Source organism: Pseudomonas sp. NFPP04 (genome assembly GCF_900113815.1).
GTDB lineage: Bacteria > Pseudomonadota > Gammaproteobacteria > Pseudomonadales > Pseudomonadaceae > Aquipseudomonas > Aquipseudomonas extremorientalis.
Genome location: NZ_FOQS01000003.1, coordinates 534,106 through 557,656 on the forward strand (window position 1 = coordinate 534,106; position 23,551 = coordinate 557,656).

Here is a 23,551-nt window from a genome sequence, read left to right on the forward strand (position 1 = left end):
CCTTTGGGCATTGGGACATGACATGGACGTTTGCCAGTTCGCCTTTCTTGCGCGCCAACCTTCTGCTGCCTTGAAAAGCCGTTCTACCTTCCTGGGCTTGCCCAAGCGCGGGTTGGCGTTGGTACTGGCGAACGCCATGTTCTGGCAGCCCCTGCTGGCTCAGGCGGACGGCATTGCCGTGAGCGGACCGGGTACGAGCCTTGGGCAGGCGGGTAACGGCGTTCCGATCGTCAACATCGCTGCGCCCAACGCTAACGGGCTATCGCACAACCAATTCCACGACTACAACGTCGGCGCCAACGGGGTCATTCTCAATAACGCGACCAGCCGGACCCAGTCCACCCAACTGGGTGGCATCATCGTGGGTAACCCAAACTTCAATGGCAGCGCCGCCAGTGTCATCCTCAACGAGGTGAATGGCGGCAGCCCCAGCCAATTGCGTGGCTACACCGAAGTGGCGGGGCAGTCGGCCCATGTGATTGTGGCCAACCCCTATGGCATCAGTTGCAACGGTTGCGGCTTTATCAACACCCCTCAAGCCACCCTCACCACGGGCAAGGCGGTCATCGAAAACGGCCAGATCAGCCGCTACCAAGTGGATCAGGGCAACGTCGCCATCGAAGGCACCGGCCTGAACGCCAGCAACGTCGATCAGTTCGAAATCATCACCCGCGCCACCACCATCAATGCGCAGATCCAGGCTAAAAAGCTCACCATCGTGGCGGGGCGCAACGATGTGGACGCGCGCACGTTGAATGCGACGGCGCGTGCGGCGGACGGCAGCAAGGCACCGGACCTGGCGATTGACTCGTCGGCGCTGGGCGGCATGTATGTGGGTGCGGTCAGGTTGGTGGGGACCGAGGCCGGCGTAGGGGTGAAACTATCCGGGGACATGGTCGCCGGTGGTGATATCCAGATTGATGCAGCGGGCAATGTGGTCATGGGCCAGACCTCGGCCGGTACGGCAGTGGCGGTCAAAGCAGCCAGCGTAGAGGCCAAGGGCGCCGTGTATGCCGGTACTGACTTGTCGGTGACCACCCAAGGCGCACTGACCAATCAGCAAACCCTGGCGGCCAGGGACAGCATCACACTGGACGCTGCTGGGCGGTTGAACAACAACGGGATCATCGAAGCGGGCGTCAACGCGGATAACAGCCGCAGTGCCCAAGGTGATGTGCGCTTAAAAGCAAATAGCATCGACAACAGCGGCAAGACGGTGATCGCCAGCCGTGACCTGACCATCAACGCGGGTGAGCTGGCCAACCAAGGCGGCACGTTGAGCGCTCAACGCAATGTGCAACTGAATGCGACAAACCTGGACAACCAGAACCAGGGCCGGATCCTTAGCGCAGGAAGTCTAGGGGTCACCGCCGACCAACTGCTAAATCAAAAGGGTCAACTGCTGGCGACTGACGTCACGTTGGCCGTGGGCTCTCTTGCTAACGATGACGGTCAGATTCAGGGTGATAACGCTCTGTCGATCAAGGGCAGCGCTATCAGCAACCTTCGCGGAAACATCGCTGCGGGTAAGCGCCTTGATGTTATCAGCAACACGCTCGACAACACCGCTGGCAAGCTAATCAGTGACGACGCACTGACCACAGTGATCGCTGGTCAACTGCTCAACCAGACCGGTTTGTTCGCCGCCAAAGGTGACGCGCGCGTGAAACTGGCCAGCCTCGATAACCGTCATGGCACGATCGTCGCCAACCATCTCAATCTGCAGTTGACTGGGCCGGTGAACAATCAGCACGGCGCGATGCGCGGTAACGTTGGCCTGGATTTTAAAGCCGGTGAGGTCGACAACAGTCAAGGCGGCCGTATCACCAGCGGCCAGACGCTTAATGCCAGCGTCAGCGGCCTGGACCAGCACGACGACGGTCGGATTTTCGCAGGCGGTGATGTCAGCCTCGACCTGAATGGCGGCCACCTGAACAACCAGGGCGGTTTGATCCATGCACCAGGTGCATTGCTACTCAATAACCTGACCAGTGTGGATAACCGAGGCGGCGAAATCTCCAGTGCCCAGGCGCTGGTTTTCAAGGCTGACCGCCTAGATAACCGCAACGGCAAACTGCTCAGTGAGCAAGGGTTGCTGGTACGTATTGCTCAAGCGCTGGACAACACCAAGGGCCTGGTCGCCGCGACCGGGTTGGACCTGCAAGCCAATAGTCTGAACAACACCGAAGGCAAACTCAGTGCGCGCGATGACCTGACTGCACGTGTCACCACAAGCCTGGTCAACCGCCAGGGCGAGATCCTCGGCGCTAACACCTTACTGACCGGTGCCTCACTCGATAACGGTAACGGTTTGATCCAGGGCGACAAGCGCCTGACCCTTGATCACACAGGCCTGATCAGCAACCGCAACGGGCGTATGGTCGCCGGGCAGGCATCGGACCTGAGTGCTGCCAGCCTCGACAACACCGGTGGCATGTTCACCAGTGACGGCACCCTGAAGGCGTTGATCTCCGGTCAGTTGGTCAACCAGGCCGGGCTGTTTGCTTCCGCCGGCCTGTTGCAGTTGACGGCCGCCAGTCTCGATAACCAGAACAAAGGCCGCATCACCGGCAAGAGTGAGCTGGCGCTTTCCCTCGGCCAACTCGACAACCGCAGCGGTTTGATCAACTCCGGCAAAACCATGACTTTGGGGGGCGACAGCCTCGACAACCGTGCCGGTGAAGTGTCCAGCGTCACGGACATTGTGCTCAACGGCAGTCAGCTGGATAACAGTGCCGGTGGCAAGGTACTCGCCAACGGCGATGTGCAACTGAACCTCGACCGTCTGAACAACCAGCTCAAAGGCAGCGTCTACGCCAAGCGCAACCTGAACATAGTACTCAATGGTCCATTGTTGAATCAGCAGGGCGTGCTGCGCAGTGAGGCGAGCCTGACCCTGGACATGAACCATGGCGCACTCCACAACGCTGCTGGCCTGATCAACACCCCCGGTGCGTTGGTACTCAAAAACCTTTCCACGGTCGCCAACCAGAAAGGCGAAATCTCCAGCGAACACGCGTTCTCCCTGGCTGCACAAAGCCTGGACAACAGCGAAGGCAAACTGCTCAGCGATCAAGCCCTGACCCTCACCATTGACCAGGCTCTGGTCAATATCAAGGGCGTGATCGCTGCAGCCGGGCTAAGTGCTCAGGCAGCGCGGTTGGACAATACGCAAGGCGTGCTCAACAGTTCAAAAGACCTGACCCTGGCTGTGGCCGGTGAATGGCTGAATGCCGACGGCGAAGTGTCGAGTGCTGGCAGCAGCGTGATTGACGCCATGACGCTGAATAACCGCAGTGGGCAGGTCTTGAGTGACGTCAGTCTTTCCCTGATGACCCGAGCCGCGTTGGTTAACCAAGGCGGTACGCTCGGCGCCGGTCAGCGTCTGCTAGTGACTGCGTCCAGTCTTGACAACAGTCAGTCCGGCAGCCTGGTCAGCGATGACAGCGTCACGGTGCAGGTGGAGGGGCTTGTGGACAATCAGGCCAAGGGCCGCGTGTTGTCCAAGGGCGATATGACCCTTCAGGCGGGCAGCTTCGACAACCGCGGTGGTGTGCTGAGCAGCAAGCAGGCACAAACCCTTAACGGGCAATCCCTGAATAACAACGGCGGTCTGGTCAATGCCGTTGGGCCGTTACGTCTGACACTGGACGTCGCGGACAACACCAAGGGCCGTATCGCCAGCCAGGCTGATCTCGAGGCCTCGATCGGCGTGCTGAAGCAGCAGGGTGGCGAATTCGTCGCCCAGGGCAACCTGAGCCTCAGCGGCAATGACTTGGATAACCGTAACGGCGGGCTGGTAGGCGCGACAAAAGCGCTGAAACTCACTGTCGACCGTGTGGATAACCGCATCGGGGAAATCTCCGGTCAACTCAAGACGCAGATCAGCGGCCAGCACCTGGACAATAGCGGCGGCAAGGTATTGGCCGGCACCGCCCTGGAGCTGACGATGGCCGAGGTGATCAACCGGGCCAAAGGCTTGGTGTTTGCCCAGGATGTAAACCTCAAGGCTTCGAGCCTGGACAATACCGAAGGTACGCTGGCCGGTCAGCGCTCGCTGGCGGTGCAACTGTCGGCCGGGCTGGACAATAGACGCGGCAAGATCAGCAGCGAAGGCGGCCTGCAACTGCACGCACATCGCGTGGATAACAGCGCTGGCAGCCTTTCCAGTGCCGGCGATCTGACCCTTGCCAGCGACGGTGAGCTGCTCAACGTGGGCGGCATGGTGGAGTCTGCACAGGCGCTCAATCTTTCCAGCACTGGCTTGAATAACAGTGAGCAAGGCCTGGTGAAAAGCCAGGGTGCTGCCACCCTGGCGACCGGGCAATTCAACAACAGCCTTGGCGGTCGTGTGATCAGTGCCAACAGCCTCGATATTCAAGCTACTGACCTTAACAACGGCGGCCGCATCGCCAGTACTGGCGTGCTGAATGCAAACCTTGCAAGCCTGACCCAGGCAAGCGGCGGCGAACTGTTTAGCAGCAGCCAGATGAACCTGGACATGAATCACGGAGAGCTGGCCAACGCTGGGGTGATCAACGCACCGCTCCTGGTGTTGAAAAACCTCGGCAACGTGAACAACCGCAACGGTGAAATCTCCAGCCAGAACGCCTTCACCCTCGCGGCACGCAGCCTGGATAACGGCAACGGTAAGTTGATCAGCAACCAGGCCCTGGACCTGCGCATCGAACAAGCCCTGGCCAATGCCAAGGGCAGCATCAGCGCGGTCGGCCTCAATGTGCACAGCGCCAGCCTGGACAACACCGACGGCCTGGTCAGCAGCCGTGGTGGCCTGGAGATCAGCGCTGACGGCCTGATCGACAACCAGCGCGGCAGCCTGATTGGCGACGGTGCCGTTCTGCTGACCGCCGCAAAACTGGACAACCGCGCGGGCGAAATGGCGGGTAAGGCCAAGGTCACTGTCAACGCCAATCGCATCGACAACCAGAAAGGTCAGTTGATCAGCACTGACACCCTAACGATTACGGGTGTCAATCTCGACAACCGCAATGGCCTGGTAGGCGCGACAAAAGCGCTGAAGCTGGACGTGGGCGACGTCGATAACCGTACCGGTGAGCTGACCAGCAACGCCGACCTGAGCATCACTGGCCAACGTCTGGACAACAGCGACGGCGGACAGGTGTTCGCAGCCGCAGGCTTGAGCGTGGCGGTGGATAACGTACTCAACCGTGCGCGCGGTCAATTGAATGGCCAGCGCCTGACACTGACGGGAACAACGCTGGACAACAGCGGTGGCAAGTTGCTCAGCCAGCAACCTTTGGTGGTGGACCTGGCAGGTGACCTCACCAACAACCAGGGCCTGCTGAGCAGTGAAGGCACACTGGACGTCAAGGCACGCAGCCTCGATAACACCAAGGGCAGTCTCTCCAGCGCGCAAGGCCTGAAGGTGGTTGTCAGCGATAACCTGAACAACCAGGGCGGCGAACTGGTCACCGACGCTAACTTGGTGTTGCGCAGCGCCAACCTGGGCAACCAACAGGGCACCCTCAGTGGCAAAGGTCCGGTCTCGGTTACCACCGGCGCCCTGAACAACCAGGCCGGTCGCCTTAACAGCGGTGATACCTTGACCCTGGTCGCTGGCCAGGTAAACAACGGTGGCAGCATTGGTAGTGCCAAGGCACTGAACGCTACGGTGACTGGCCTCGACCAGCAGGCCGGCAAGCTCTTCAGCCAGGCCGGGTTGAGCCTGGACCTGGGCAACGGTCAACTGAACAACCGTGGCGGGTTGATAAACACCAGTGGTCCGCTACTGCTGAAAAACCTCACCACCGTCGATAACCAGGGCGGTGAAATCTCCAGCGACCAAGCCTTCACCTTGGCTGCACAAAGCCTGGATAACAGCAATGGCAAGGTGCTGAGCAACCAGGACCTGACACTGCGAATCAACCAGGCCATGGCCAACATCAAGGGCCTGGTCGGCGCCACCAATCTCAATGTGCACGCAGGTTCCATTGGTAACCAGGGCGGTACATTGACCGGCCGAGGCGAGCTGCAACTGACCAGCGACGGCCTGCTGAATAACCAAGGCGGCAATCTGTTGGGCGGTAGCCGCGTAATCCTCAACGCGATGGCGCTGGATAACACCGCCATGGGTTTGGTCAACAGCCAAGGCTCCCTCGATATCGCGACAGGCAACCTCAGCACTGGCAGCGGCGGTGAGGTGTCCGCCAAGGGCTCGATGGACTTGAAGCTCAGCGGCTTGACACTGGGCGGCGGTCAAATCGTCGGCGCGCAGGGCGTGACCCTCGATTTGAACGGCGCTGAACTGGATAACCGCAACGGGCTGATTTCCGCCAAGGGCGCACTGGCGCTGAACCGTGTGCACGCCATCAATAACCAGAATGGCGAACTCTCCACCCAGCAAAACCTGACGCTTGACCTCAATAGCCTGGATAACAGCGGTGGTAAGTTGATCAGCAGCCAAGTGCTCTCTGTCAACGCACGCACGCTGCTCAACCAGAATGGGCTGTTGTCCGGCTGGCAGGGATTGAGTGTTAGTGGCGACAGTCTCGACAACCGCAACAACGGCACGCTTTCCAGCCGCAACGGCGCGGTGGACGTGCGTCTTACCGGCGCTCTGCTCAATACCGCTGCCGGTGCGGTGGCCAGTCAGGGACGGCTGGACCTAACTGCCGCCAGTCTCGACAACAGCGGCGGTATCCTCTCAAGTGGCGCGGGGCAAAGCCTGACCGTCACCGGCCAGTTGAGCAACGGCAACGCCGGCTTGATCGACAGCGGCGCCGAACTCGAGCTGCAGGCGGTCACGCTGGACAACCAGGGCGGTACAGTCAGCGCGCAAAAGGCCCTGGCCATCACCGCCACAGACCTCAACAACATCGGCGGCACCGTCGCCGGCAACGACCGCTTGACCCTCAACCTGCTCGGTTCCCTGACCAACACCAACGGCAAACTGGCCAGCGCAGGCCCGCTGTTGCTACAGCGCGCGATACAGATCGACAACCAGGGCGGCCAGATCGCCAGCCAAGGGTTGCTGACCTTACTGGCTGGCGGCCTGGACAACAGCCAGCTCGGCACTGTCGCCGGTAAAGGTCGTGTGGCGATCACCACCACCGGCATCCTGCAAAATGACGCCAAGGGCCTGATCTACAGCCAGGAAGCCGACCTGCAAATCAAGTCCGCAGGGCTCTCAAACGTTAGCGGCGTCGTGCAGGGCCAGAGCGGTTTGAGCCTCGACGTCAGCGGCGATATCGATAACCAGGGCGGCAAGCTCCTGGCTCAAACTGGCGACACCGTGATCAAGGCCAGCACCCTTAACAACCAGGGCGGTAGTGTGGCCAGCGTGGCGGGGGGAGTGGATGCCACATTGAGCGACAGTCTGCTCAATGGCGCTAGGCAAAGCAAAGGCGGGGTAGTGCAAGGCCAGCGCGTGAACCTGACAGCGCTTACCGTCGATAACCAGCAAGGTCGCATCGCCGCCCAGGACGGCGATGCCGTTATCACTGCCAATCAATTGCTTAACGCCTATGGCGGGGTGTATGCCAAGGGCGCGTTGCAAACCCGCGGCATCTCGTTGGATAACAGCTTCGGGCAACTCTCCGCCAAGCGCATCGACCTCGGCCTCAGTGGGCAACTGAGCAACCATTCGGGGATTATCGAAAGCGATGAGACGCTGACTCTGCAGGCTAATGACCTGGTCAACCAGGGCGGCAAGCTGCGTGCCTTGGCGAGCGTGGGCAAGACGCAGTTCCAGATCGGCAACCTGTTCGATAACCGCAACGGCGTGGTCGAAACCGCCAACACCAACCTGGGCCTGGCAGCCACGACCTTCCAGAACACCGGCGGCCAACTCCTGCATACCGGCGAGGGCGATTTTGATATCTCCCTGCCCAATGTTACGGGGGCCGGTGGCAGCATCGTTACCCGTGGCGGCCTGACCCTGAATGCCGACACCTGGACCAACAGCAGCGTCATCCAGGCAGGACGCCTCAATGTGAATGTCGGCACTTTCACTCAGACTGAAACCGGGCAGTTGCTGGCGTCTTCACGCCTGGAAGGCAAGGGCGGTCAGTGGATCAACAATGGCCTGATCGCCAGTGATGGCAGCCTGGAGCTGCAACTGACGGGGCGTTATGAGGGCAGCGGTCGAGTCAGCAGTGTGGGCGCGCTGGACCTCACGGCTGCGCAACTGACCGTGGGGCCACTCGCGAGCATCGCCGGCGGCGGCAATAGCCGCATCACCGTGGGCGGCACGCTGGCGAATGAAGGCCGGATCACATCGGCGACGGACCTGAATGTATCCGCAGGTGCGATCAATAACAGCGGCACGCTGGGCAGCACCGGCAACCTTCGCCTGACCACGCCAAACCTGTTGAACCAGAACGGACTGATTTTCAGCGGCGGCGACATGGCGCTGCGCACCGATACGTTCACCAACCGGTTTGCCGATGTTTACGGCCTGGGGAATGTGAGCATTGCCAAGGATGACAACAACGGGCAGAGCACGTCGATTAGCAATATTTCGGCGACGATCGAGAGTGGCGCAGACCTGAACCTGGCGGCGGCGAGTATCGAGAACCGTAAGGATGTGTTTAAGACCACAGGTGGTCAGGTATCCAGTTACATTGGTGTTCAGTGCAGCAGTTGTACGTCGATAGTTCCGAATCGTTCAGCTGATAGTTATCTGGTCTGGGTGCAAAACTTCAAATCGCAAATTATTGAAGATTCGGCATCGGCCACGATGACGGCCGGGCGCAATTTCTTCGTCACAGGCGCAGATCTGAGTAATAAGAACTCAACCCTCAGTGCGGGTGGCAACATCAATTTTGCCCTGCAAAACTTTACCAATGAAGGTGCGTCGGTGGGTGACTACAGCCTGCGTCGCTCATACTCCTACGGTGGTTTGCATCCCTACGATCTGTCGCGCTTCATGGTGACGGTCATGAACTACAACCGTGGTCATGACCCTTACTACAATGCGCCCGCCCCAAATATTCATGTTTGGACAGCCGATGGTACTGAATCCATTGTTCGTGTGGGCCACCAGCGCAATGGTCGGGAAGATCGAGGGTCAACGGTTTATGGGCCTTTGATTCTCCGAAACTCCGACAAAGGTGTAGATCCAGGAGTGGGCGCGGTAGATGGCCCCTGGGAAATGCTCACCACCCAGCCGTTTAATAACACCACCATTGGTTCCTCGAGCGCGGCAAATGCCGTTGTTCAAGCGGGTGGGGCGGTCAGCATCAATGCAACGCAACACCTGACCAACAGTGTTGTGCGCCAGAACGTCGCTGTAGCTGGCAACGGATCGCGTGTAGGCGCTACCCAGGTCACCGGCAACACGGCGGTGATGGTCACGATCAACCGCGAACTGCCACCCGGTCTCGCTCTGCAGCAAGTCAACCCGGTGGCCCTGCCAGGTTTCACCTTGCCTACCGGCAAAAACGGCTTGTTTCGCTTGAATGAACAAGCTGCGAACACTGGGCAGGTGAGCAGTGGCGACACTGGCTCGCAGAACTGGACGCTGGGCAATGCCAACGTAGGCCTGGTGCAGCGCCAGCAACCCTCGCCCGGCGTCTCCGGTCGTACCCTCCAGGTAAATAATGCCGCGCAAGCAGCAGGTGTCCATCAAGTCGCGCTGACTGCCCGCGAAGCCGGGGCCGTCAGTGGCAGTGCCAGTACGATTAGCGTCGCCGGCAATACCGATAGCGGTGCATTGCCGCCCGGCCGTACCACTGGTATTGAAATCAGCCACGGTGATGCGACACACACGCAGGTTTCGCGTCCGGACCTCGACTTGCCTGTCTTGACACCGGCAGTACGTGATACGAACGGTGCGCGTGATAACTCCACCGCGTCCAATGCCGGCGCCACTATCAACATTCCAGTACTGACCCCGCTGGCACCAGGCAGCACTCAACCTGGCGCAGCGAAACCCATTAATCGCGTCCAAGGTTTGCCCAACAGCAGCGCCGCCTCCCAACCACATAAATACCTGATCGAAACCAACCCCGCACTGACCGACCTGAAGCAATTCATGAGTTCGGACTACCTGCTCGCCGGCCTTGGCTACAACCCTGACGAGAGCGCCAAGCGCCTCGGAGACGGTCTGTATGAACAGCGCCTGATTCAGCAAGCTGTGGTCGCCCGGACCGGTCAACGCTTCCTCGACGGCCAGACCTCGGACGATGCACTGTTCCGACACCTGATGGATAACGCCATCCGCAGCAAACAAAGCCTGGATCTATCAGTGGGTGTGTCGTTGACCGGCGCGCAGGTTGCAGCACTGACGCATGACATCGTTTGGCTGGAAGAGCATGAGGTGGCTGGCGAGAAAGTCCTGGTACCGGTGCTTTATTTAGCCAATGCCGATCAGCGCCTGACGTCGAACGGTGCATTGATTGCTGGCCAGGACGTCAGCTTGATCGCCGGTAAGGACCTCATCAACGCAGGCACCTTGCGTGCCAGTAACAATCTTTCGGCGACCGCGGGCAATGACATGGTCAACAGTGGCCGGATTGAGGCAGGCAACCGCTTGGACCTGTTGGCAGGCAACAATATCGTCAACCAGTCCGGCGGTGTGATCGCTGGGCGCGACGTAACACTGACTGCGACGAAAGGTGATGTCGTCAATGAACGTAGCCTCACCGGCTTTGGCACGGGCAATCGTAATTACTACGGTGATTCGGCACGTATTGAAGCCGCAAACTCACTCACCATTAACGCCGGGCGCGATGTTACCAACAGCGGTAGCTTACTTAAGAGCGGTGGCGATACAACGATCAACGCTGGGCGTGATATCAACATTGTTTCGACCGAGACGCGTGATTCTGGGAATAGCGGGATGGGGGCGCGCTCCTCATCTGTTACTCAGAGCGGTTCTACTGTTGATATCGGCAAAGACCTACGCCTGACGTCCGGGCGTGATGTAAGCGTCGTTGCCAGCAGAATCGAAGTTAAACGCGACCTTGCCATTGCTGCAACTGGAGACCTGAGTATTTCGTCTGCAGCGGATGAGGAACATTCCTCGAGTAAAACCAAAAAAGTAACTCGCTCGGAGGACCACATCAGCCAGGTTTCCAGTGTGCTTAATGCCGGTGGTGACGTGTCATTGAGCGCCGGCAAAGACCTTGAGCTGACCGCCAGTCGAGTCGCTGGCGGCGGCAACGTGGCGCTTGAGGCGCAGCGTGATCTGAGCATCCTGTCAGCGCTGGATGAAGACGCTTCGTTCTATTCGAAGAAAAGCAAAGGCTCGTTCGGTCGCAGTAAAAGCGAGCAACGCGAAAGTTACGACAGCACCAACGTTGCGTCTGTTGTCGAGGCGGGCAAAGACCTGACGGTCAACGCCAGCAAGAAAGCCGACGGGGGTATGAATATCGAAGGTGGGCGTGATGTCACCGTGATCGGCAGCCAGCTGAAGGCCGGTGGCGACATGCTGCTGGGCGCCACGGGCGACATCGCAGTGCTGTCAGGTGTTGAAGAGCATGGCTCCTACAGCAAGAAGACCAAGTCCGGATTCCTGGGGCTTTCCAAGAGTAGCAAGAGTCAGCTGAAAACCACGGCCAGTCAGGTTGGTAGTGAGCTTGAGGCGGGTAATGACGTGGTCGTGGCTGCGGGTAATGACATTCGCTTGCGGGCGAGTGAGGTAAATGCCGAGAACGATGCTGAGTTGCGCGCCGGTCTGGTGAAGGCCACCGGTGACATCAACCTGATATCTGCGAATGACACGGCCTATAGCCGCAGTGAGAAGTACGAGAAGAAAACCGGTTCGATCTCCGGCGGGTTTATCGCGCTTACCTCGGCGAAGAAAGCCGGGCAAGAAGCCCAAAGCAGCACCAGCGTCGGTAGCCAGGTCGTGGCAGACCGGGATGCGACGTTGCAGGCTGAGCGAGATATCAACTTGGTGGGCAGTGGCATCAGCGCGGGACGTGATGTCAGCCTCAATGCAGGGCGTGACGTCAATGTTGTAGCTGCGCAAAACTTTAAGAGCGAACGCGATTGGGCCAAGTCGAAACAGACGGGTATCGGGGTGTCCAGTGATGCCAACGGTGTTACGTTCTTTGCCGGTACCGATCGCAGCGCCGAGAAAAATCGCGTTGAGCAGCAGACTGCGTCTGCAAGCCAAATCAGTGCGGGTGAGAATATTGCGATCACCGCGAAGCGCGATATCAATCAGCGCGGCTCTGATCTTGCGGCTGACAACGACATCGACCTGAAGGCCGGGCGCAATATCAATATTGATGCAGCTCGTGAGCGGTTGTTGGTAGAGCAGCAAATTGAGAAAGAGCGCAATGGGATTAGTGCATCGCTAAATCATAACTATGGCAGTACTAAGGATGCTGTAAGTGGTGCAGGCAAGGGTGAAGACAATGTCAGCAAAGGGTCGAGTGCCCTTCAAGGCGTTGATGCTGTGGGTCATTTTTTGGCAGGCCCGACCGGCGACCTCAAAATTGGCAATAGCAGCCAAAGCACCAGCACGCAATCTATCGAAGAGACCAATCGCTCATCGACGCTCAAGGCTGGCAAAGACCTCAACTTGACCGCCAATAACGATGTGACTGTTGCGGGTAGTCAATTGAATGCCGGACGGGACATCAACGTCACCGGTCGTGATATCAACCTTGATGTAGCCAAAGGTGCCATCAAGCAAGATGACACCCAAAGCCAGAGTTGGGCAGGTATCCATGGTGGTACCAGTGGCGGCCTCAAGCTCGGCGTTGGCGGCAGTCATGGCGTTGCGAATGAAGAGGCGAACCACGCGACCTCGACTACGACCGTGGTAGACGCCGGCAGAGATGTCAATCTGAAGGCCAGTAATGACCTGAACCTTATTGGTACTCAAGTTCGATCGGGTCGAGATATCGATCTCCAGGCCGGTAATGACCTCAACGTTCGTGCGGCTCAAAATGATAGTGACAGCGAAAGCAGCAGGAGCAGCGGTGGCGGTGAGGCCGGGTTGACGTTTGGTAGTCAAGGGGCTGGGATCTATGTCAGCGTTAGCATGGGTAGGGGGGACCTTGAAAGAGAGAAACAAGGCCAACAAAACGCTTATCTATATGCTGGGGATCGTCTCGATTTCAAAAGTGGGCGAGACACCAATATTGCAGGTGCCGAACTAAGAGGGGATGAAGTCATTGGCCGAGTGGGCCGTGACCTGAATGTTTCTTCTGTTCCTGACACTGGCAAGGTTAAAGGCAAAGAGTTCGATATCAGTGCAACAGTAACGATTGGTCCAGGTGCTGGCGTCAGTGGCTCAGTTGGTTACGGTCAGACCGCAGGAAAAACCAATTGGGTAGAAGATCAGACTCGAGTGACCGCGCGCGACAAGGTCGATATACGCACTGAAAAACACACCCAGTTGGATGGGGCGCTGATTGCTTCAGACACTGGCAATCTTAAGCTGGATACAGGAACGCTTGGATTCAAAGATATTGCAGGCAAAGACAACGAGCATGGCTATTACCTGAATGTAGGTGGTACATACAAAACCGGTGACAGCACTACTCAGGATCCAAGCCAAGAGGGCAAAGGAAAGGCCGGTGATAAGGGGTGGAGTGTTTCAGGCTGGAAGTACGACAAGGAACGGGAACAATCGGTCCGCGCAACGGTGGGTTCGGGAGAGATCATTGTTCGTGATGCTGCAGATTCGGCTTCGGCCGTCGCAGGTCTCAACCGTGATGTGAACAAGGCCTCTGAGATAACAAAGGATAAAGAAAAGCGTACCAATCTCTACATCACCGATTCGTCATTAACGGCGGTTACCAACCCGACTGCAACGATCAATCAATGGAAAAAAGATGCCAAGAAATATGGAGACCATACCGAGGAAACTATAAATCAACTGATTGATCTTTTCAGTGCGGGTACAACGCTTGCGCAGGGAGGGAATCCCGATGATGTATCTCGCGCTATGATGACGAAGGCGTTCGTCAGGCAAGTGGGAAGCCGGAATGCAGAGGATCGTGCGGCGGCGATCGGAAGAGTGATTGGGGGTATTACTAGCAGAGAGCAGGCGCCGGATAACCAAGCACTCGTTGATCGCCTTACGAAGATTGCTGGTGATGACCCAAGTAAAGCCTTGGTGATTCTTGGCCTCCTAACAGCTCTGAAAAAGCCTGAATCTGGGGCAAGTAATTGGGTGATGTTGCCAGCAATGGCGGGAGCAGCAGTGGCTGCTGTAAGTGCCGCGCTGTTAGCGACAGGAGCGGCTACGCAGGAAAAAATGCGCATCGCCGCCAATACGCTTGTTGAAGCGGGTGCTAAGGCAGGTAACAGTGCTGTAGAAAATTTCAGGATCAATGCGGCACTTTGGGATTTTTTGTTCGATACACGTTTCCCTATTCACTCGCTAGATCCTAAGCTATTGATATATATCACTCCCATTCTAACAGTTGATGGGGAGCATCCGAGCAGCGGTGGTCTCGCTGGTGGCAGCGTTGTTAACCCCGCTACCAATACCGGTGGAACCCAGCTTGATGCGGAGCGGGATGATGGGAAATACGTAACGCCTGAGCATCAGCTTGATCCGGGAAATATGTATAGTGAGGAGAGTTCTAGCTCAAAGGGAATAATCAAGGCAAGCGAGACCATTGGGCAGCCGATCGAAGCTGTTATAGGTGGGCGTAAGCGCCTGTTGCGGGTTGATATTGAACCCAATGGTAAGCTTCAAATACAGTCTGGAGGCGGCAAAGACTCGATAGTAGATTTTAGACCCGATCTATCGAAACCATTGGCGCCGCAGATCAACCAGGCATTCAAGCGATTACCTCAATCAGCAAGAGATCAACTGATCAGGAACGCTGAGAAAGGATTGAAACGCCTCCAAGACACAGGAAATATGTAATGAGCGATAAATATGTCGTGGTTTTGGATGCAGGTTCGGACTTGCCCGAAAGAGACTACTTGATCAGCAATGCTTGGGGCGACGCCCCCGTCTCTTATGTTCAGGATGAGGTTGCTTTCAATGATTGCAACTTTCTAGATTTGAAAGTGAACAAATGGGAGGTCAATAATGAATGGAGTAAACAGCAGGTTAGTGAGCCTTGGATAAGGATTGAAAAAATGGAGGGTGAAGTGCTTAACGACTTCTTCCTAAGCGAAGGCTCATCTTGGCCTAAAGAAAATGTACCAAAAAAAATAATAACTATTGAACTAGATGAAGGTGGTCGTGAGGTTGATGAGATACTGCTGCAGCGACTGATAGCAGTTTTCTTTGGTCGATTCAAGGTCTATAGGTGCTCTGATAGAATTGAAGAAGTTAGCCAAGGTACTATCGACACCATACCCACGTTAGACGCCATCCATGAACGAATACGCAGGTGTGAGTAGCGTTTTTGTAGAGTATGATAACTATAGGTGGTGATTATTAGTGTCGCCTCGCGATATTTATTGAAAGTTTTCGAGTTGTAGTGGGGTTGTTGGTCCGAGTATTGTCATATGTATGTGGGGCGGGGAGTGCTCGGGGAACGGTTTTTTAATAGCCCCTCCGTACGTTGATATACGGAGTATTTGCTCAGTCGCTGCGCGTATTGGGGGGGGTAATGCTCGGAATAGTAGCAATAATTTCCCAGAGGTTTGACGGTTCAATAATTCGATTTATTCGAAGTTGAGAGTAGAAGTGTGCCGAGGTTTTCTTGTGCTTGATTGATCTCTAGGGCTTCTTTGTGTGAGTTCCGTTTGGTTTCTGATAGGGAAATGGATGAAGTTGGTGCATGGCTTTTGGCTGGCAGGCTTTCAGGAGAAAAAGGGGACGGATTTAAATTCTCTGAATAAATAAATCTGACCCCATCTCTCGCTAAATCAATCGATTCAGAGTTAAGCCCCATGACAGTCGCTGCAGTCGTTTCAACCAAAGGCGGGCCGGGTAAGACCACGGTTGGCGCCAATTTAGGTGCGTTCTGCGCCGATGCAGGGATCCGCATCCTGCCCATCGATCTGGATAATCAGCCGTCGCTGTCGTCGTTTTATGCGCTATCGCATGAGGCGCTTGAAAGGATCGACTACCACTTCAATGAGGACGAGAGCATTACTGGCATTCCCAGTGGTTTGGAGGCGATGCGCCAGATCACAGGCGGCTTTCAAGATGCTGATTTGATCGTCATTGCGGCGCGTCCTTCTATGGGGAAAACCAGTCTGACATTTAGTGTCGTGGATGCAGCGCCTCAACAGAAGCCAACCAACACGGTCCAGATCTATAGACATGTCGATGGGAGACAAACGGCCTCCAGCACAGACAATCCGGTAGCGACCGCAGCGCTTACCCTACAAGACTCCCTTGAAGCAGTGATGGCTCGGAGACATCATTGCTATCAAAGCGTTCATAAGTTGTACAAAAATAAATATCTGTACAACTTTTCATAAAGTTCTCAATCTCAATGCCGACAGGATGTCTGAAACGTTTAATTACATAAAACGTGATTAGCCGAATGAGCCAGACAGAGCCAGGCATTCGAGAAAATGGAATGTTCTCAACTACACATCAACTACAAACCGTCCCATTCCGGGCTGTGAGAACTCCATGAACATCCTTGCTCCTGCTGTTCACCTGGCTGACCGATTACGCTTCTCCACGAAATTCGGTGTGCTTGCAATCATCGTCCTAATCCCTTTGGTTCTGCTCGGTACGCGCGTGATCCATCAGATCAACGGAAGCCTTGAGGTCATTCGCTCGGAACAAGTAGGCCAGCGCTATCTATTGGACGTAACGCCTGTACTGCGTTTTTCGATGTTGCAACGTGCGCTCACCAACCGCTTGCTCAGCGGGGATAGAACCGCTCAAGCCGATCTGTCGGCCAACCAGTTGAAGTTGGAGGACGCGTTTTCGAAACTGGCTGCAACCGACCGACAACTCAACACACAGCTGGAAACCGGTGATCGAGTGCAGCGTCTGCACTCTGGGGCGCAGCGTTTGATTGAGCTGGCGAAAGCAGATGCCAATCAGAGTGCCATCTTCGACGACTGGAACGATCAGCTCACCGAGACGTTGAACTTCGTGTACTACGTATCGGCCACGTCGGGCATGGTGCTGGATGAAGATTACGCATCGTTGTTCATGATCGATCAGAGTACCTTGAGGCTGCCACGACAAATCAATATGGTCGGGCAATTGCGCGGGCTGGCCAGCGGGCTACATGACGGGCAAACGTTGAGTGCGGGTGCGCGCAGCGTTATCAAATCGATGCTCAAAAATGAGTTACTCATCCATAAAGAACTTCAGCAAAGCCTGGCACTTTTGCGCCGCAGAGAACCCGCCCTCACCGATAGTATTCAGGCGCCGATCACCAGTGCTTTTGCGAGCCTCGACAGCTTCCGCGCCGACCTCGAAGTATTGATTGGCGCGCCAGGCGACATCATCAGCGGCGTGCAGAACTTGCCGGCCAAGGGCAATGCGGTGGTGGCTGAGTTGTACAAAGCTCAAGACACGCTGCAAGACGCACTGTTGAATGCGCTTGAACGCCGAGTTCAGGAAAAAACGTCGGAACGGCTATTCATTCTAGGTATGTTTGTCGTTCTTGGCCTGTTGCTGGTGTATGTGTTCAGCGGCATCTACAGCGCCATGCGTCGCACGATCAACGATGTTTTGATTGCCACCCAACTCATTGCTCAGGGCGACCTGAGCGTGCGAGTTCAAGTGCGCGGCAAAGATGAAATGGCCGACGTGGGCAACGGCCTTAACCATATGGTGCAAGCCTTTGGCTCCTCGCTTGCCCAGGTCGAGCGCAGTTCACAATCGGTCTCCGATGCGGCGGAGCGCATTGGGGTGTCGATTGACCGGGCTAAACGCGCGATGAGCGCCCAGCAAAGCGAAACCGAACAAGTCGCTACGGCTATCAACGAGATGACCACCAGCGTTGCTGACGTGGCGCAAAACACCGAGGGTGCCGCCCACGCCGCTGGGCACGCCAGCCAGTCCTCCAACACCGGCCTGGCGAAGATGCAGGAAACCCGCGTGACTATTGAAGCCTTGGCCGATGAGGTAGAGCGCAGTGCGCAAAAGGTTTCGGCACTCGCGCAACACAGCCAGCAGATCGGCGGCGTGATTGAGGTGATCCGCAACATTGCTGATCAAACCAACCTACTGGCGTTGAACGCGGCCATTGAGGCGGCCCGCGCCGGTGAGCAGGGTCGAGGATTCGCGGTGGTCGCCGACGAGGTCAGAACTCTGGCCTCGCGCACACAAAACTCAACTGAAGAGATCCGCCGGATTATCCAAGAGCTGCAACTGGCGACAGGCGACGCCGTCGAGCAAATGAAAGCGGGCAAACTGCGCGCGCAGGAATGCATCGAATCCGCTGATCAGGCCTCGACTAGCCTGGATGCAATCAATGACGGCGTTGAGCAAATCGTAGGAATGAACACCCAGATAGCCAGCGCGGCGGTTCAGCAGCACGCCGTCTCGGAGGATATCAATCGCAATGTGACCGAGATTCGTAACGGTAGCGTTGCGCTGATGGAGGGCATAGAGGACAACGCTGTGACTGCGGAGGAGCTCACGCTGCTGGCAGGGGAACTGCGTACTGTCGTTTCGCGTTTCAAGCTGTAACGCGGCAAAGGGGGGCCGAATTTGTTGGCAATAAAAGATTTGTGGCACAGTCCGTTTCGGGTAAATGGCGGGTAAATGGGGTCTGACCCGAATGGCACTTACTTAACGGCTAACCAGCTGATATAACTACAAAAAAATTGAAAAAGGCCGCCCTTGGTCTACGGTGATAGTTGCGAACACACACCACTAGAACAAGGACAGCCCGCGTGAATCGTAGACGTCAAATCGTCAGGCATCAACAGCAGCGCATTCAGCAGCACGCCAAAAACAGCAATGCCCATGCGTTCTTTAAGCTGCTAGCCGATCCGGCGCTGCTACAGGGTGCCGAGTCAGTGATGCCCAAGCATCGTCAACGGTTGTTCCCGCCGACTTAAACACTGTCGATGTTTCTGGCTCAAGCCATGAATGCCGACCGTTCCTGTCAGAAGGCCGTGAATGATTTTTCGATCAAACGTTGCTGCGATGGGCTAAGCCCCAGCAGCGTGTACACCGGCGCTTATTGCAAAGCACGGGCGCGGTTACCGGTAGAGATGGTTTCAACGTTGTTGCGCTCCACGGGATCAACGATGAGTAACAACGCGTCACCATCCTGGCGCTGGATGGGGCGTCCGGTACGCCTCGTAGATGGCACCACGGTGGCCCTGCCAGACACTGCGGCCAACCAAGCTGCCTATCCGCAATCGCGTGGTCAGAAAGCAGGGTTGGGTTTCCCCATCTGCCGTTTGGTAGGAATCATTTGCCTGGCCAGCGGTGCTGTTTTAGATGCATCGCTGGGACGCTTTCGAGGCAAAGGTGGCGATGAACAGACGCTGCTCAGGACGATGCTCGATACCCTGAACCAAGGCGACATTGTGTTGGGCGATGCCTACTACGCAACGTACTTTTTGCTGTGCGAACTGCAACGTCGTGGAATCGACGGCGTGTTCGAACAATATGGCGCCAGGCGGCGCAGCACCGACTTCCGGCTCGGGCAATCGCTGGGGCCGGAAGATCACTTGGTTGAGCTGACAAAACCCAGGAATCGACCTTCCTGGATGAGCCAAACTTATTACGACGATGCGCCTGAAACACTGACAGTACGCGAACTGAAAACTGGCGGAAAAATCCTGGTAACCACCTTGAACTGCCCACAGCAAGTACCTAAGGCTGGGCTCAAATCACTGTACAAAGACCGATGGCATGTTGAGCTGGATCTGCGCAATATCAAGACAACGCTGGGGCTTGAAACGTTGAGCTGCAAGACGCCTGGCATGGCTGTAAAAGAGTTATGGGTGTATCTGCTGGCGCATAATTTGATTCGGATGATCATGGCCAAATCAGCGCTATTAGCTGATTGCTTGCCACGCGAGCTTAGCTTTAAACATAGCCTTCAATTATTCCTTGCGATGCGGCAATACAGCTGCGACGAACCAGACGATAGGGTGCAGGATTTACTCAAGTTGATCGCCAGGAAACGTGTCGGAAACCGGCCGGGACGGATTGAGCCTCGCGCCATAAAACGAAGGCCCAAGCCTTACCCGATGCTGATGCAGACGCGCTCGGCGGCAAGGGCCGAGGTCAGGAAAAATGGACACCCGAAGAAGGTTAAGTAAGTGCCATTCGGGTCTGACCCCAATTAGTTTCCAATTAGTTTTCTAACAAAGTGGGTGTGACTAAGCCTATATCTGATGTCAAAGTTGATCCGGCTGATTGGGGTAAGGGCAAATGGGGTCTGACCCCAATTAGTTCCGAAATGCGTTCTTTGAATGTTAGGCCAATAAACTTCCGGAGGTTGTATAGTGGTTACTCAAGACCTACAGTTAGTAAAGCAAATTTTTGAATTGCTAGATGCTGGAATCGTAGATGGCTACGATTCTTTTTGTTATGAGGTAGCAGTAAGCGTTGGGTATATAGAAACGGTTCTTACTGTTGAGAAGGAAGGGGTTCGGGTGACCGACGCAGAAACGGATTACAATGGAGCAATTCTCTATCGTTTGGTGAAGGAGTTGAAAGAGTGCGCCACCAGACGTGGTGAAAATTGGAATTCGTTTGCGATGACTTATGCGCGTGGAGAAGAAGTTAAAACAAAATTTGACGTTTGATTAATAAGAGATCTTATATCAAAAAAGATCGGTGAAAGTGGACGAGAAAGGGCGAGGCTATCTGTATGCGGCGAGATCATGGGGCCGAGCTGGGTCAGGATCCAGGCTCATCGCTCCGGATAAGCGAGGTTGTTTCTGCTAAAGCATTTGCAGTGAAGGAGGCACTAATGCCGACTTACCTTTCCCTTTTATTTATTTGCTGAACAGATCACTATATATTGGAAGTGCGCGTTATCAGGCACCTTTCCAGACAAGGCATTCCAGTTTGAAATTGCTGACGATCTTCTCGATGAATATGGGGTTTGTCTGATATTCTGGCAACTGTAGTTTAAAGATAGCGCAGAAATGGTCCAAACTAGGTGGTGCCTAATCCAGGTAACGGTAAATGCGGTCTGACCCCAATTATTTTTGGCTCTGGCAGTGGAAATTTTGTGGCTGATTCGGTGCCTAACAAGGCAGGTTAATTGGTTCGTCGAGACATTGATACGGAATACAAAATTCTAGACAATATAGCTGATCAATTAGGGAGAAACACCTCAGCCAGCGGAACCGTAAATATCCTGACAGAGAAAGCGGCCTGTGCAAGCTGTCTAAATGTAGCGGAGCAGTTCAGGGCGAAGTATCCTAATATCACTGTGAATATTTTCGATAATCAGGGCGTCATGTTGCGTCCACCGAGGAAGGCTCCGTGATGGAAGAAAGAGTGACTTACGCTGAAATTAGGGCTTGGTTTTTGGGCAGTTACTACAGCTACTGCAGAGTAAAGCTTAGGCATCGAAGCGCTTGGGGCGAAGGTGAAAGCGAGGTAGGCTTTGCTTATAGCGAACTCGAAAATTCCTTCGACCTGCCAATTGAGAAATTGATGCTTGAAATTTTAGTCCTTATTCTTTCTGCGGGTCGATCTTCCGAGAGTGTCAAGAAATATCATATGGATGCTGCCTTAAAGCTGATCGAGCAGATTGACCTTTCCTCTATGCTGAAAGAGCTGCCTCCGGAAGAGGCAGCAGACCTTGTTGAGGATCTTCGATTATTAGGGATTTGTTAGGCTTTGTACGAACAGTAATGTCGATGATACTGCATAGCGCAGGCCGGCGATCTAGGTGTTTGGACTCAATACCCATTATCATGCTCGGTTCGATAGTTTTTCCGGTATCAATGATGTGTTTTGAAAAGGACAAAAAGGGGACGGATTTAAATTTTCTGAATAAATTAATCTGACCCCTTTTCTCATAATGGAATTGAGCAAAATACCGCTGTCGGAGTCAGCTCTAATGGCTTTGTAGTGCGCGCGAATCCGACAAGTACATGGATGTTTTTAGAATGATTAACTTAAGACTGGCAAATGAACATCTGGCTGGGCCGATATTTTGCCCTGATTTAGATCAAATGGGGCACGTTGACATCGGAGAATTGCCTATTTAGAGAAGCCTGAGCGATAGAATTAAGGTATGGGATGATGAGTATCAAAGCACTTTCAATGACGAATATCCTCCTGATTCCGGATTTTTCTCTCCGCAGGAGAAGGTTCGCCATGTAAATGTTTCCGGGGATATTTGGACTGGAATAACGCCTAGCGGTGTAAAGGTCAAAGGGTATTTGAGCCCTAAAACTACCGTATACCCATTAATGTAAGGGCTAAAATGAAAATTAACTTTTATTTGGAAGAGTCAATGGGTGATCCAACTCCGTGGTGTAGCACGGATGTGGGGGGGGCAAATGACGTTGATCTTCTTGCGTGCCTTTTGCTTGACGATGGAGGGCTACCTTTGGGGTGCACTATTTCTTGGCTGGATGAGGGGTTGAGTAGAATAATCTCAGTGAGAAACGCCGAGAAAGTCTTCACTGAATGGGTGCGTGAAACTTGGGTAGCTGATATTTCGATGAGTGAGGTTAAAGTCTACTCACTTCATGATGAGGAGTTTGCAGTTACAATTAGTTTAGATGACTTCGAAAAGGCTTTGCTAGGTTGGAGAAATTTTGTTGTGTCATTTCAGCAGGGAGAGAAGTTTTTAGGGTGAGGTACCCATAAAGGCGTTGAGACAGTCTGCTTGCCCGAGCGTACGAATTCGATGCTTAAGAGACTATTCAGGCGGCATTATTGTTTATAAGGTCTCGCGCGATCGGGCTTTCTAGATTTTTTGATGCGACAGTGGATGACGCTGAAAAGATACTTCTGGCCGGAGACTGGCCGAAAATTTCTGACATTTACAGCATTCCAAAAGAGTATGGCTATGCCGATGCCAAGTAATAACGGCCTGGGTCAAACTAGTAGGAAAAGGCTCCTGGCTGCAAAAACGTGCATACAGATAAGGTCGAGAAAGTAGATCGCTGAGACGCCTCGTCTCCGGGTGCTGACAACGACCGTCTCCTTTTCTTACAGATCATTAATTTGCCCAGCTTTGACAAGCCATCCCAACCCGACTAACTTTCCTGGCGTGACGCATTCATGCGACCCACGCTATGCAGCAATTCCATCTCTCCACCACTTTTTTGTGGCCCCGGTGCGTCTAACAGCTAGCAAGTGACTGTTAATCATTGGGTCCCTGGTTCGAGTCCAGGTCGTGGAGCCAGATAGCGACATAAAGAGAAGCCTGCAGAGATGCAGGCTTTTTTGCCTTGGTTTCTCCTTGGCTATCAACGCGTCCAGTCTGGCAAGCCGGTACTAGGGCTGTGAAACTGTGGCGGTGCGAGGCACGGCTGCTTGGCGAATCGTGTAGCGAATATGCAGGATAACGTCCGTCAGGCTTATCAGTAGCTCGCGTTGACGCGTCGTGGCGTTCGGAAATGACAGCACGAAGACGCCCCCATTGATCGGTATACCTTCGAACGGGAAATACTTGCCGTCATTGAAATCAAGTTGGAACTGGCCATTGTCATCAAGCCCGTGGGACAACGCTATCGCCTTGCAGCCGTCAGCGAGCGAATGGGTGGAGGCATACTGAAGCACTGC

8 protein-coding genes and 3 pseudogenes are annotated in these 23,551 nt (G+C 55.0%); 10 read left to right on the plus strand and 1 reads right to left on the minus strand.

Annotated elements, in window-relative coordinates; all coding sequences use genetic code 11:
* Window positions 1–22 precede the first annotated feature (22 nt).
* From BM017_RS09740 to BM017_RS09785, 10 genes and pseudogenes are all read left to right on the plus strand, one after another.
* Entirely contained in the window at window positions 23–14,821 is a 14,799-nt protein-coding gene (locus BM017_RS09740; protein WP_092243288.1) for a hemagglutinin repeat-containing protein, read from the plus strand.
* Entirely contained in the window at window positions 14,821–15,306 is a 486-nt protein-coding gene (locus BM017_RS09745) for a hypothetical protein (RefSeq protein ID WP_092243291.1), read from the plus strand. The genes BM017_RS09740 and BM017_RS09745 overlap by 1 nt, the downstream gene beginning before the upstream one ends.
* Before the next feature lie 495 nt (window positions 15,307–15,801).
* Window positions 15,802–16,338 (plus strand): ParA family protein, encoded by a 537-nt coding sequence (locus BM017_RS29300; protein ID WP_139212877.1) that lies wholly within the window; start codon window positions 15,802–15,804, stop codon window positions 16,336–16,338.
* A gap of 1,195 nt (window positions 16,339–17,533) precedes the next feature.
* Window positions 17,534–17,656 (plus strand): annotated as a pseudogene (locus BM017_RS29585) (HAMP domain-containing protein); the annotation flags it as partial.
* Window positions 17,657–17,983: 327 nt separating this feature from the next.
* Window positions 17,984–18,520: pseudogene (locus tag BM017_RS29590) on the plus strand (methyl-accepting chemotaxis protein); the annotation flags it as partial.
* Window positions 18,521–18,726: 206 nt separating this feature from the next.
* Window positions 18,727–20,112: pseudogene (locus BM017_RS09765) on the plus strand (IS4 family transposase).
* 186 nt (window positions 20,113–20,298) lie between these two features.
* Window positions 20,299–20,601, plus strand: coding sequence for a hypothetical protein (locus tag BM017_RS09770; protein WP_092243295.1), 303 nt, complete (start codon window positions 20,299–20,301; stop codon window positions 20,599–20,601).
* Between the two features lie 464 nt (window positions 20,602–21,065).
* A complete protein-coding gene (locus BM017_RS29595) occupies window positions 21,066–21,293 on the plus strand; it encodes a deaminase domain-containing protein (protein ID WP_092243298.1) in 228 nt (75 codons plus the stop codon).
* Window positions 21,293–21,646, plus strand: coding sequence for an Imm2 family immunity protein (gene imm2 / locus BM017_RS09780; RefSeq protein ID WP_092243303.1), 354 nt, complete (start codon window positions 21,293–21,295; stop codon window positions 21,644–21,646). The genes BM017_RS29595 and imm2 overlap by 1 nt, the downstream gene beginning before the upstream one ends.
* 595 nt (window positions 21,647–22,241) lie before the next feature.
* Complete coding sequence (locus BM017_RS09785; protein ID WP_092243306.1) at window positions 22,242–22,619, plus strand: hypothetical protein; 378 nt, start codon at window positions 22,242–22,244, stop codon at window positions 22,617–22,619.
* A 644-nt stretch (window positions 22,620–23,263) separates the two neighbouring features.
* Here BM017_RS09785 and BM017_RS29080 read toward each other — a convergent pair.
* The coding region (locus tag BM017_RS29080) for a Tc toxin subunit A-related protein (protein WP_170856056.1) at window positions 23,264–23,551 on the minus strand (288 nt) is incomplete at its 5' end.